General features: G+C 45.5%; 7 protein-coding genes. 5 read left to right on the top strand and 2 right to left on the bottom strand.

Annotated features, from left to right (window positions below; all coding sequences use genetic code 11):
* Positions 1–24: 24 nt before the first annotated feature.
* Positions 25–1,341 carry a RagB/SusD family nutrient uptake outer membrane protein gene (locus tag H8S84_RS16700; protein WP_187068507.1) on the top strand — a complete coding sequence of 439 codons (1,317 nt, stop codon included), beginning with the start codon at positions 25–27 and terminating at the stop codon, positions 1,339–1,341.
* Positions 1,342–1,427: 86 nt separating this feature from the next.
* Here the strand turns inward: H8S84_RS16700 and H8S84_RS16695 are convergent, their stop codons facing one another.
* Both H8S84_RS16695 and H8S84_RS16690 read right to left on the bottom strand, forming a co-directional pair.
* Positions 1,428–2,411, bottom strand: coding sequence for an ABC transporter ATP-binding protein (locus H8S84_RS16695; RefSeq protein WP_187068506.1), 984 nt, complete (start codon positions 2,409–2,411; stop codon positions 1,428–1,430).
* A 129-nt stretch (positions 2,412–2,540) separates the two neighbouring features.
* Positions 2,541–3,935, bottom strand: coding sequence for an MATE family efflux transporter (locus tag H8S84_RS16690; RefSeq protein WP_187068505.1), 1,395 nt, complete (start codon positions 3,933–3,935; stop codon positions 2,541–2,543).
* Between the two features lie 268 nt (positions 3,936–4,203).
* Between H8S84_RS16690 and ku the strand changes: the two genes are divergently transcribed.
* The 4 genes from ku to H8S84_RS16670 all read left to right on the top strand — a co-directional run bounded on the left by ku (position 4,204) and on the right by H8S84_RS16670 (position 13,630).
* A complete protein-coding gene (gene ku / locus H8S84_RS16685) occupies positions 4,204–4,992 on the top strand; it encodes a non-homologous end joining protein Ku (protein WP_187068504.1) in 789 nt (262 codons plus the stop codon).
* A gap of 125 nt (positions 4,993–5,117) precedes the next feature.
* The gene (ligD, locus tag H8S84_RS16680; RefSeq protein WP_187068503.1) at positions 5,118–7,643 is read left to right on the top strand and encodes a DNA ligase D; all 2,526 of its coding nucleotides are present in this window, start codon (positions 5,118–5,120) and stop codon (positions 7,641–7,643) included.
* Between the two features lie 1,191 nt (positions 7,644–8,834).
* On the top strand, positions 8,835–11,924 hold the full coding sequence (locus H8S84_RS16675; RefSeq protein ID WP_187068502.1) for a SusC/RagA family TonB-linked outer membrane protein: 3,090 nt from the start codon (positions 8,835–8,837) through the stop codon (positions 11,922–11,924).
* Between the two features lie 11 nt (positions 11,925–11,935).
* Positions 11,936–13,630, top strand: coding sequence for a SusD/RagB family nutrient-binding outer membrane lipoprotein (locus tag H8S84_RS16670; RefSeq protein WP_187068501.1), 1,695 nt, complete (start codon positions 11,936–11,938; stop codon positions 13,628–13,630).
* Positions 13,631–13,635 lie beyond the last annotated feature (5 nt).

The following is a 13,635-nucleotide window of genomic DNA, read 5'->3' as shown; positions in this document are numbered from 1 at the left end:
TTCTTTACCCAAATCGATAACATCATGAAAAATATAACCTCATATATAAAGATAGGCGTACTTTCAGGTTTCCTGCTGCTCACGAGCAGTTGTGAACTGGATATACCCAACCCCAATGCTGCAAGTGATATAGAAGTGCTTAACTCCCGCGAAGGATTAATAGGCTTGAGTGTGGGTTTAAGGCAGTACTATTCAACGTCGGGCATAGAGGCCGCATACTTGTATCCTGGCGTTACAAGCCGTGAACTGAAAGGCGTGGCAACTTTTACGAACGTACTGGAGCTGGAGGCCGGAGGTACAGCGCTACCAACGTTTAACGGTAACATTTTAGGGCTGTGGTCAAGGATGCAGCGCACCATGAACATAAGTGAGCAGATACTTGAAAATGCACCGAATGTGGCTTCGTTAACAGGCGGTATGCGTAGCGGTATTCTGGCGCAGGCCCACTTGTTTAAAGCCATGGCGCTGGGCACATTGGCAATGGCTTTTGAGCAGGCCAACACCGAGACAAGTGTAACTGAAGATGTTGTTTTCAGACCAAGGCAGGATGTATTTGCAGAGGCTATTTCACACCTGAACCAGGGCATTACTCTTATCGAGGCTACGCCAGTTTCGGCGGAGTTTAAAAACCAGGTTACTGGCCAGTTCTTTGATGTAAAGAACACACTATATGCCATGAACGCAAGGTTTAACCTCTTTGCAGGCAACTACCAGGCAGCCATAAGTAATGCAAATAAAGTAGACCTTTCGGTTAAGTCAGAGTACGATTACAGCGACCTGAGTATAAACCCGATCTTTAACACGATCTTTAACCTGAAGTACTACAGGCCACGCGATAACTTTGGTTTGCCGGCTTCGCTGTTTTATGAAGGCGATAATCGGGAAGACTTTTACCTGTCCGGGCCTATCGTACTTGTTGACGGTGACCCGGTAAGAAACCTGGCTGGCTTTTTCGACAATCAGACAGAACGAATACCGGTATACTTAACAGACGAAATGAAACTGATAAAGGCAGAGGCTATACTTCGCAGTAACGGTTCGCTGGTGGAGGCGCTTGCGCTGATTAATGAGGTAAGAACACAGACCTCCGGTGACCCTTTTGGTGTTAATGCAGGTCTGCCACCTTATACCGGCCCGATAACCAGGGATGCCCTGTTGTTGGAAGTATACAGGCAGCGTTCTGCAGAGCTATACCTAACTGGGATGCGATTAGAGGACAGCCGCCGTTTCGGAAGGCCTGGCCCTCCGGGCAGTTTTGTGGAGCGTAACAGGAATTTCTATCCTTACCCGGACCAAGAACGCCTTACAAACCCGAACACGCCTGAAGATCCGGCTATATAAAGTATAGAATTGGTAATGTAAAAGGCCACCTGAATTAGTCAGGTGGCCTTTTCTATGTGTGATGATTTGGTAAAAGTGTATTCGGACTAGACAGCCCAAATTCCTTCAGGTAATACAGTAACGTATACTTTATCACCTGCCTGAACGCTGTTATCCATGGTTTTTAGCGTTAATGTAGCTTTGCCAAGTATAACCTCGAGTTCGTAGTGGCTGCCAAAGAAATGCACCTTCTTTACCTTGCCGGCAACGTCTTCGTCTTTGTTAGCTGACAACCTTAAAAACTCAGGCCTTACAAGTATACGTTTACCTGCTGCGTTTGCACCTTTTAGGCTACTGAACGCTTTGGCCTGTGTAGCAGTAAGCAGGTTATACTTCCCGAAGAGGCCGGCTACGTACGTATTCACTGGTTGATAGTATACCTGAGCCGGAGTACCTTTTTGTACAAGCTGTCCGTTCCTCATCACCAGAATTTCCTCTGCCCATGATAAAGTGTCTGCCGGATCGTGGGAGATGAGGATGCAGGTAATTTCCAGGTGCTCGCTTATGTCCTCAATCACTTCTTTCAGGGTGTTTTTGTGCACCATGTCCAGGTTAGAGAAGGGCTCATCGAGGAGCAGGAGCCGGGGAGAGGACGTGAGCAGCCTGGCCAATGCAATGCGCTGTTTCTCACCGCCTGATAGTTGGTTGGTTTTGCGGGTAAGCAGGTGCTTTATTTGGCAGATGTCGTATAGCTTTTCGGCTTCGCTGGCAGGCAGAATATTCGCATACTTTAGTACCTGCTCTACTCTTAGGAACTGGGGCAGCTCGTACTGCTGCGACAAGTAGGCAATGTCCGGGTGGCCCGGTACCAGTACCTCCTGTGGGCCCACTACTCTTTCACCGTCAAACAGCACGTTGCCTTTTGCAGGCTGCACCAGGCCGGCTATGGTTTGCAGCAAGGTGCTCTTGCCCGATCCGGTTTCTCCGGCTATCGCAATATGCTGAAATTCATTTTGAGTAAAGCTGATGTTTTTCAGAACGGTATTTCCCTCTTCTTCAACACTTATGCCGGATACATCTAAAAAAGTCATACTTTACGATAGGTGAAGCACATACTGGGTATTACCCTTTCATGCGCTACTTGATTTTGATTGCGTGTACAGGCAAAAGTACAGGATACAACTCAGGATTCCCATTTATACTTTCGTGAGGACTGTTGCTTATACTTTTACTTTTTTCCAGCTGCCCTGCCGGAAGAGCCGCCAGCTTACAAGAGCATGCAACGAATGGCAGAAAGCAATAGCAGCAAACACACCTGTCGCCTCTAATCCAATGTAGATGGCCAGCGCATAAGAAAGCGGAATCTCGATAAGCCAGAGCACGACAATGTTGATGATAGAAGGTGTTTTGGTGTCGCCGGCGCCGTTAAAAGCCTGTATCATTACCATGCCCAATCCGAAGAAAACATAGCCTAAAGTGATGATCTTTAAAGCTTCCGAAGCAATACGTATCACTTCTGCATCCTTCGAGAAAAAGGAGGAGAGGTGCTCGCCGAAAAGTATAAAAATGAGCGTGATGGCCGCCATAAAAATAACGTTATACTTTGCTGTTAACCACACTGCCAGCTCCGCGCGCTTTGCCTTGTTCGCACCCAGGTTCTGGCCCACCAGTGTGGCAGCCGCCGACGATAGCCCCCAGGCAGGCAGTAACGTGAAAATAATGACGCGGAAGGCAATTGTATAACCGGCAAGGGCGCTGCTTCCAAACTCAGCCATCAACCTAGTCAGGAAAATCCAGCTGGCAGAATCGATCAGGTACTGCACCATACCGCCGGAGGATACTCTTAAAATGCTGGAAATTACTTTGAAGCTAATAATAAGATTTTCGGAGGCTATTTTGAGCAGATGCTTGCCATTTAGCAGGTGGTAAAGTTGGTATACTACTCCCAAACTTCGGCCTATTGTTGTGGCCCAGGCCGCACCCTCCAGTCCAAAACCGCTAAACGTGCCGACTCCGAAAATAAGCAGCGGGTCCAGGATAATATTTGCGCCGTTTGCTATCCAGAGTGCACGCATGGCCAGGTGGGGTTGCCCGGCCCCTCTGAAGGCACCGTTTATCAGGAACAGCAGAATAATGGCCAGGTTTCCGGCAAAGATCACTCTGGCGTAGTTCAGTCCTGTGCTTATCACATCGGCTTCTGCTCCCATCAGGCCAAGTATCTCGGCTGCAAAAACAGTAGCTATGCCACCTAATAAAATGGCAAGCACACTACCTGTCACGATCAGCTGAAATGTTATACTTCCGGCCTTGCTGTAGTTCTTCTCACCCACTCTTCGCGACACCATGGCGGTTGCGGCTATACTTACACCCATGCCAATAGCATACACGATCATCAGCACAGATTCTGTTAGCCCAACAGTGGCCAGTGCATCAGAACCTAAACGCCCTACAAAGAAGATATCCACCACCGCAAACAACGACTCCATCACCATCTCCAGGATCATGGGGATGGCCAGCAGAACAATGCTCTGCTTGATACCTAGCGTCGTGTAATCCTGCTCCTTGCCTTTAACGGCAGACCATACTAATCGCAGAAAATTACTGACAGAGTTCATGCAGGGGCAGTTAGTTAATTATGTTTGAAGCACTGGGCAAAAGTAGTTGAACTAGCTTTTGCTGCAAAGTTTACGTTGCCAATCACCTAATCTTAAGGTGCAAGGTACAGCATTTACAGGTGTGGATTGTAACTGCCATAGCTGTAAATTTTAGCCGCTCAGAAGTACACGTTTAAGCTTAAGTTCACTTGCCAGGTAGTAACAGCATAAACCGAAAAACTGTTATATCCGTTTTATGCTGTAAGCGCCCAAATAAAAACCTACAACTATGAAAACGATTTGGAAAGGCTCGCTTGGTTTCGGGCTTGTAAATATTCCCATCAAAATGTACAGTGCTACTACACAGCGCCGTCTCGACTTCGATTTACTGGACAAACGTAACCATGCCCGTGTGCGCAACAAGCGCGTAAACGAGAAAACCGGTGAGGAAGTACCCTATAAAGAAATCGTAAAAGCCTACAAGTATAACGGCAAGTATGTAGAGCTGACCGAGGAGGACCTGGAGAGGGCAGAGGAGGAGAAGAGCCAGCAGATACAGCTCAATTCTTTTGTGGAGGAGGACGAGATTGATGAAATCTATTTTAAAAAGCCCTACTACCTGGCTCCCGAGAAAGGAAACAAAACCGGATATGGTCTGCTTCGTGATGCCATGCGCCGCACAGGCAAAGTTGGCATTGCAACGGTGGTTATGCGCGGTAAGGAAGATCTTGCCGTTATCCGGCCAATGGGAGATGCTCTGGTGCTTCAAAAACTGCGGTTCGGGGAAGAGGTAAAGGCTACCGACGAACTCGACCTGCCACACAAAGTAGATATTGGCGGACAACAGCTGGATATGGCCGTGGAGCTGATAAATCAGTTTACATCAGAATTCGATATCCGCGACTACAAAGACACTTATACCGAAAAGCTGATGAAGACGATTGAGTCGAAGGCAAAAGGTAAAAAGAAGAAAGCTGCGGCGAAGAAAACAGAGGCTGTACCTACCAAAACAAAAGACCTGATGGCGCAGCTCAAAGCCAGCTTAAGTTCGAGCCAACCAAAAATGAGAGCATCATAAGTGTGGTAATGTATGCTCATTTCTAGGTTAAAGTATAAACCACAGATGACATACAAATCAGATCAATATTTGCCTATAAAAGCTAAACCGAATAACGAGTAATGATCACGGATCAATCAAAAACTATGGGTTTAGATAAGTATAACAAGAAGCGCAACTTCAGTGCTACACCAGAGCCGGCTGGTAAAGAGCAAAAGCATAAAGGGCGATTGCGTTTTGTGGTGCAACGCCACCAGGCTTCTACTTTGCATTATGACTTCAGGCTCGAAATGGAAGGTGTTCTGAAGAGCTGGGCTGTACCCAAGGGGCCATCCCTGAATCCGGCAGATAAACGCCTGGCTATGGAGGTGGAAGACCACCCGTATTCTTACCGCACATTTGAAGGCGACATACCGGAAGGCAACTATGGGGCAGGGCATGTAGACATCTGGGATGAAGGCACCTACCATGCCTCCGAAACCGAAGACCCGCGGGAAAGTGAGGCGCTATTGCTGCAGGGGCTTAAAAATGGAAGTATAGGTTTTGTGCTGGAAGGAGAGAAACTACAGGGAGCTTTTTCACTAGTCAAGATGAAAGGCCGCCAGAAAGGAGCCTGGCTCCTGATCAAAAAAGACGATGAAGCCGCCGTTTCTGAAGGCTACAACAGCGAAGACTACCTGGATGGTAAAGCAAAGAAACCCGCATCTGGCAAACCTAAAAAAGCTGCAGCAAAAAAGTCTAAAACAAAAGCAACTGCTAAAACTGCTGACATGCCCTATGCTATTGTGCCCATGATGGCCAAACTGACAGATGCCCCCTTTGACAGCGAAGACTGGATTTTTGAAATTAAGTGGGATGGGTACAGGGCAATAGCTGAGGTAAAAAGCGGGGAGGTAGAGCTTTACTCCCGCAACGGCAAATCATTCGGAGACAAGTATAAACCTATACTTGACAGCCTGCAGCAGCTGAGCCAGAATGCCGTGTTGGATGGCGAGATTGTAGTGCTGAATGATGAAGGCTATGCTACATTTCAGCAGCTGCAGAATTACCAGAACACGCCTTCAGAGCATTTATACTTTTACGTGTTTGATTTGCTTTACCTAAACGGCCAGGACCTGCGCGATCTGCCATTGCTGGAACGCAAGCAAAAGCTGGAAACATTGCTGAAAGAGGAATTGCCGGCCGTAAGGTACTCAGATCATGTAATAGGCCGTGGTAAGGATTTTTTTAAAGAGGCGCAGCGCAAGCAGATAGAAGGCATTATGGCCAAAAAAGCTGACAGCCCTTACCGCGACGGCAAGCGCAGCAGCGAATGGCTCAAAATAAAAACACACCTGCGGCAGGAGGCAGTGATAGGCGGCTTTACCGAACCCAAAGGAAAGCGCAAGCACATTGGGGCATTGCTGCTTGGTGTGTATGAGAACGGTGAGTTTACCTATGTAGGGCAGAGTGGCAGTGGCTTTAACAGTAAATCCTTGGAGGCACTCAAAGCTAAACTGGATCCCTTAAAGCAGAAAGAATCGCCTTTTTCGGATAAAGTAAAGCCCAACGCGCCTGCCACCTGGGTTAAACCGAAACTGGTTGCTGAGATTACCTTTGCCGAGTGGACATCTGACGGTATTATGCGGCAAGCCATTTACGAGGGCCTGCGCGAGGATAAAGATGCCAGCGATGTAGTGCGCGAATCAGCCATGCATACTTCCGAAGCAGTAAAGGATGCTGGAAAAGCGTCAAAGTCAAAACAAGAGGCATCATCTACAGATAAAAAAGATAAACATAAAACAAGCCGGACTATTGAGGGGCAGGAGGTGCCCTTAAGCAGCCTGGATAAACTCTACTGGCCTGCAGCGCATATTACCAAAGGAGATCTGATTGACTATTACCAAAGTATAGGCGATGTCATTGTGCCTTACCTGCAGGACAGGCCACAGTCACTTTTCCGAAATCCAGAGGGCATAACTAAAGCAGGCTTCTTCCAGAAAGACATTACTCATGCCCCTGATTGGGTGAGAACAATTAAGCTAAAAGCCGAATCTACTGGTGAAATGGTGGAGTACCTGGTATGTGATGATAAAGCTACATTGGCCTACATGAACAACCTGGGCTGTATACAATTAAACCCCTGGAACTCCCGCATTGCCAACCTGCAGCAACCCGACTACATGGTAATCGACTTAGACCCGGGAGAGAACTCATACAATGATGTAGTAGAAGTAGCCCTGGCTACAAAAGAGGTGCTGGATAGAGCAGGTGCGGCTGCATACTGTAAAACATCTGGGGCCACGGGCATGCATATTTTTGTACCGCTTGGCGCTAAGTATACTTTTGAGCAGGCCCGCAACTTTTCCCATATCGTAGCACAACTGGTACATAAGAAGCTACCGAACCTCACTAGCCTAGAACGCAAACCAAAAGAACGCCGCAAGCAAGTATACTTAGACTACCTTCAAAATTCCATCGGGCAAACCATTGCCGCAGCCTACTCTGCTCGCCCACGTCCTGGCGCCACTGTATCTACGCCCTTAGCCTGGAATGAAGTAAAGCCTGGCCTGTCGCCGGAAGCGTTTACTCTCAAATCTGTTCCTGGTCGCATCAAGAAAAAAGGAGACCTTTTCGAAGGGGTGCTAGGCAGTGGAATAGACATGGAAGGCTGTATTGATAGACTGAAGTAAGTTAACCTGTGTACTGTTCAAAAGAAAGTAAATGCTACTGATGGCCTTTACTCCTGAATCGTACTATGGATCAGCATAGACCCGAAGTAGCTATTTGTACTTTAGTATTGTTGTGGCTTTTTACTGTTCAAGTTAGTTTAACTTGTGTTAGCGTAACTCACCAAAGGTGTTCGAGTCCTGAGCGTCTTTTTCTTTGCCATTATCTGTAGTATAAAGCAGACATTTAATAATGATCAGTCGAACTAAATAATTGACGATTATTGAAGGATTGTTAAACAGTGCCCCTGAATGCAACCTTAATTTATGATGATGTAAACAAACTATATCAGATATTGCAGATTTAGCACCGCTTGTAAGCCAGTAATTAAATAACAAGCACATAGCCCACACAAAAAATAACTATACTAAAACCACTTCCTCTAAAAATCAAAGTTATTACATTAATCTAAGATTTAAGTATAAGTTGTAGTTTATTGATTTTGTATAAAACCTAGTCTGTTTAGGTTGGTAGTTGAAGGTGTGGACGATAATTATTAACTGTGCATTACTGTAGATATAAACCGTTGTTCTGTCAGGTAAATTACTTCATGTAAACATATATAAACAGTGGTTTGATAGCAGGTAAGGGGGAGCAAGCTCATTCTTTAAACTAGAAAAGAAAGGTAAAAAGCTGCATAAATACGGCAAACGTTCTAAAGAAAATTAACTTGAAGTTGAGGAATTGATGTGAAATCATAAACTATGATTCGGTCAATATTTGTCTTGTAAAGCGTTTTCAGGTGTCTTTATCAGGTGAAAGTATATATTGTTGTCTCAGGTACTACTTTGCCGGGTTTGCAGATGCTATTGCGGGTTTAGTCTTATTTGGTAAAAATAATGGCAATAACCTGATTGTAGTTATGATAAAATTGTTTAGTTTTAGTACATATTCCAAAAGCTATAGATAAATACTTAAATAAAGCAGGCCTACAATGTTTAGGATCTGCAAGTTTTTAGAATAGATGTAGTTACACAGGAAATAACATAATAGTAATACCTCCATAAAAATGTATACTGAAGATTGTTTGTACTTTTTGTTGGAGATGCAATTGAAATAGAAACTTTACTCCTGATTAGCAGATTATGGGTTTGCTGCCTTCAATCTGTGTATATGAATTAACTCTGTAATATTAAACCATTAGCTAAGTTCTTATGAAGAAAAGTGTACGATGTCTTTTATGGGGGATTTTCTTTCTCCTGTTTCACTACCAGAGTTTTGCCCAGAGCAAAACAATAACTGGTACGGTAACATCTGCTGAAGACAATTTCAAGCTTCCGGGTGTTTCCATTGCAGTAAAAGGGCAGGCACGTGGTACTACAACAGATGCCACTGGTAACTACTCTATCTCTGCAGCGCCTACAGATGTGTTGGTGTTTAGCTTTATAGGGATGAAGACGGCAGAGCGCAAAGTTGGAGAGGCTACTACTATCAACGTCGCTATGCAAGCAAATACGCAGGCGCTGAGCGAAGTTGTTGTTACAGCTTTAGGTATTAAAGAAGAGAAGAAAACTTTAGGTTATGCAGTAACTGAGATCAAAGGTGCTTCTGTTGCTGAAACCCAGCGTGAGAACTTTGCTAATGCTCTTGCAGGTCGTGTTGCCGGTGTTGAGGTGTCTTCTTCTTCTGGCTTGCCAGGTTCTTCTGTTTCTGTAATGATCAGGGGCGTAAGCTCACTTAGCGGTAGTAACCAGCCATTATACGTTATTGATGGTTTGCCGATAAGCAACAATACATTTAACACAGGAAATTTTGCTGGTGGTAATGCATTGGATAACCGTGGTGTTGACTACGGAAACCGTGGTGCCGACATCAACCCGGAAGACATCGAGACAATTACTGTACTGAAAGGTCCTGAGGCTTCTGCGCTTTATGGTATCGATGCAGCCTCTGGTGCTATCGTTATCACTACTAAAAGAGGTAAGGCCGGCCAAATGCAAATAAACTACAGCAACAGCTTTAGAACTGACCGTATTGTGAAATATCCGGTTGTGCAGCGCATTTATGGCAGAGGCGTGGAAGGTGTGTCTGACGAAGGCAATGCCATCACTACTTACTTTGGAGAGCCTTATACTTCTGAAGATGTTCTTTACGATAACGTGAAAAACTTCTTCCAGACAAGCAACAGCCAGAAGCATAACCTGGCAGTTTCTGGTGGTAACGACAACTCTACTTACCGTATCGCAGCTTCTTATACTGATGCTGGTTCCTTTATCCCGAATGCAGGTCAGCAGAAATTTAACCTGACTACTGCCCTGACTGCTAAGCTTAACAAATACATCTCTACAGATATTTCTGTGGCATATGCGAAATCAGATGTGCAATCTGTATTTAACATTAGCGGCGGCCCGATGCTGGGTTTACTGGCATGGCCTGCAAATGATGATGCAAGCGCATACTTAGATGACAATGGCAGCAGAAGACGCTTTTCTACGTCTACAACCGAGCTGGAGAACCCGTTCTTTAACGTGAACATGAACTCGATTAACTCAGCTAACGACCGCTACATTACGAATGCAAAGGTTATGGTTGAGCCTACAAGTTGGTTCAGATTTGTAGGTAACGTTGGTTACGATTACTATACCAACAAAATTACCCAGGTTCGTCATCCGGAGTCAAGATTGTCTGGCTCTACTGGCGGTATCTTCGACCAGAGCTTGGATAATGACAGAAACATTAACATCCAGTATTATGCACAGTTAACGCACTCATTCCTGAACGATAAACTGACTACCGACTTTAAAGTAGGTAGTGCGATAAACGATCAGAACAACTATGTGCAGTCTGTACAGGGTACTAAATTCCTGGCTCCGGGTCTTTACTCAATTGAGAACACAGACCCTACTACAAACAGAGGTAGAAACAGATTAACTCAGAGACGCCTGGTAGGTGCATTCAGTAGCTTGAACATTGGTTATAACGGTATGCTCTACCTGAGCCTTACTGGCCGTAATGACTGGAGCTCTACGTTGCCAAAAGATAACAACTCCTTCTTCTATCCATCAGCTGGTCTGAGCTTTATCTTCACAGAGCTTGAGCCGCTACAGGGTATTAAAGATGTACTTTCTTATGGTAAGCTGAGAGGCTCTATTGCACAGGTAGGTAAAGACGCAGCACCTTATATGCTAAGACCTTGGTTAGAGCCTAGAAACACAACAGGTGGCGGTTTCGGTTATGCATTTAACGGTCCAAGCGAGTCTCTTGTACCAGAAATGACAACATCTTATGAAGTAGGTGCTGAATTGAAGTTCTTCAACGATCGCTTAGGATTGGATATGGCATACTTCAAGAAGGTGTCTAGAGACCAGATCGTTCGTAACATGCGTCTGAGCTATGGTACAGGCTATGTACTGAAGACCTTTAACGCAGGTGAGATTGAGACAGGTGGTTTCGAAGTTCAATTAAATGCTACGCCAGTAGCTGGTCAGGACTTTACCTGGAATGTTCTGGCAAACTACAGCCACAACTACTCTGAGTTGGTAAAACTGCCTACCTCAGTTCCTGAATACTATAACTCTGATACCTGGTTGTATAACAACGTAAGAAACGGTGCCAGAGTAGGTGGTCCTGTAAACTCTTTTACCGGCTTCGATTACCAGCGTAACGATAAAGGCGAGATCCTGATCAACCCTTCTACCGGTTATCCGCTAAGAGACCTTTCTGAGTGGAAAGTTATAGGTGACAGAACACCTGACTTTATGATGGGCTTAACGAACTCATTCGCTTACAAGAGTTTATCACTTAGCTTCCTGTTTGAGCTGAGAAAAGGCGGTGACGTGTTTAACGCAACAGAGCACTTCTTAACAGTGCGTGGCCTTAGCACACGAACACTAGATCGTTTCCAGTCTAGAATTTATGACGGTGTGTTGAAAGATGGTTTAGAGAACTCTGATAATCCATCTAGAAACAATATTGTGATCAATCCAGCTTGGGATTCTAACTTCTACACAGCTACTTCCGGAGAGATCGACTATATCGAGAAGGATGTGAACTGGTTGCGTCTGCGCGATGTAACGTTGCGCTACAATCTTCCATCATCTCTGCTGCAAAGAACAAGAGTTGCCAAAACTGCAAGCGTGTTTGTAACAGGTACAGACCTGTTCCTGGTAACGAACTACTCTGGCTTAGACCCAGTTGGTAGCGCAACAAGCCTTGCAACCGGCGGTAGCGGTGGATTTGGATTTGATTATGGTAACCTTCCGATGCCAATGGGCTTGAACTTCGGAATTAACGTTGGCTTCTAAGTATTAAAAGAATGAAAAAGATTATATATACAGCACTTATGGCTGCCAGCCTGTTCACTTTCTCAGGTTGCGAGAGCTATTTAGATGTAAATACAAACCCTAACGGACCTGACCAGATGGTAATGCCGCACCTGTACATGTCTCCGATCTTAACGGAGATGGCGCTGGGCATTCAATTTGACGGACGCTATTTAGGTAAATATACTGCTAACTGGCACGGACAAGCAGCAGATATTACCTGGGATCGCCATGGCTATGCCCCTAACAGCGACGCAGCCGGCCAAATCTGGAGATCTACATACTACACTTCTGGGCTTAACCTGAGAGATATGATCAGGAAGGCAGAGGAGGAGAAGAAGTGGGATTTTGTGGCTATTGGTTACGCGCTGCAGGCATTTAACTGGCAGCTTACCACCGATTATCATGGCGAGATCATTATGTCGCAGGCTTTTGACCCTACTAAATCTGCGTTTGAATATGACAGCCAGGAGAAAGTATATGCCGAAGTGAAGCGTTTAGCGGAGCTTTCGCTTTCTTACTTTGAGAAGCACAAAGCAGAGCCACATCCAAACTCTCGCCTGGCAGAAGGCGACCTAATGTTTGATGGTAATGTAGCGAAATGGGAAAAGTTTACTTACGGTATACTTGCCATTAACGCACACCATCTGTCTAACAAGCCAAACTACAACCCGGCTAAAGTTATTGAGTACGTAGACAAATCGCTTGCCAGCAACGCAGATGACGCTACTATTCGTTTTACCGGATCTGTATCTGGTGATGCCAACTTCTGGGGCCCGATGCGCGGAAACCTGATAAGCCCGAACGTAAGACAATCTAGATTTATAGTTGGTCTTCTAGATGGTACTAACCCAGTGCTGCGTGATGCTAACGTAGATCCTGTTACAGGTGTAGCAGTGCCAAATATCAAAGACCCAGTATTTACAGCACAGCATTTGAAAGATCCTCGTTTACCGGTAATGCTGGCTCCTGCAGCAGACGGCGAATACAGAGGTGTAGGCTTTGGTGGCGTGGCAGAGTATACCGTAACGGCACAGCGCCCTTACAACCTGTATGGCACTACGTCAGATGCTGGAGCGACAAACGCTACAGCACAAGGCAAGTATCTATTCCAGAATGCTGCCCGATTCCCTGTTATGACCTATGCGCAGATGCAGTTTATCAAAGCAGAAGCTGCTTATAAGAGTGGTGCAAAAGCTGTAGCACTTGATGCATACAAGAAAGGTGTAAATGCCCATATGGATTTTGTTCGTGCTTATGCTTCTACTGCTGAGAGAACTGTTTTCGATCAGAGAAGAGCAGCTTACATGGCAAACACCAAGCTGGTGCCTGCAACAGCCGCTAACTTAACGCTTTCTCATATCATGCTGCAGAAGTATGTGGCACAGTGGGCATGGGGCTTTGTAGAAACATGGTCTGACCTGAGAAGATACCACTACACTGGCAATGAAAGCGGTGGATCTTATGATGAGATTGATAATGATGCAAGCGACAATGTGTTCCGCGGTTTTGCACTGCCAACAGATGCTGGCTTACAGTTTTACAGCACTAACGGTGGTAAACCAGCTTACAGAGTACGCCCTAGATACAATTCAGAGTATGTATGGAACATTGAGGCACTAAGATCAATTGGTGGCCTTGAAACTAATTACCATACAAAAGAAATGTGGTTTAGCTCACCTCAATAATTTGT

Source organism: Pontibacter cellulosilyticus (assembly GCF_014306105.1).
Taxonomy (GTDB): Bacteria; Bacteroidota; Bacteroidia; order Cytophagales; family Hymenobacteraceae; genus Pontibacter; species Pontibacter cellulosilyticus.
This window is presented reverse-complemented; position numbering and strand designations above follow the sequence as displayed.

Bases quoted from the DNA above. Each gene is read 5' to 3' on its own strand.
- ligD (WP_187068503.1), top strand. From the start codon at position 5,118: ATGGGTTTAGATAAGTATAACAAGAAGCGCAACTTCAGTGCTACACCA.
- H8S84_RS16675 (WP_187068502.1), top strand. From the start codon at position 8,835: ATGAAGAAAAGTGTACGATGTCTTTTATGGGGGATTTTCTTTCTCCTG.
- H8S84_RS16695 (WP_187068506.1), bottom strand. From the start codon at position 2,411: ATGACTTTTTTAGATGTATCCGGCATAAGTGTTGAAGAAGAGGGAAAT.
- H8S84_RS16670 (WP_187068501.1), top strand. From the start codon at position 11,936: ATGAAAAAGATTATATATACAGCACTTATGGCTGCCAGCCTGTTCACT.
- H8S84_RS16700 (WP_187068507.1), top strand. From the start codon at position 25: ATGAAAAATATAACCTCATATATAAAGATAGGCGTACTTTCAGGTTTC.
- H8S84_RS16690 (WP_187068505.1), bottom strand. From the start codon at position 3,935: ATGAACTCTGTCAGTAATTTTCTGCGATTAGTATGGTCTGCCGTTAAA.
- ku (WP_187068504.1), top strand. From the start codon at position 4,204: ATGAAAACGATTTGGAAAGGCTCGCTTGGTTTCGGGCTTGTAAATATT.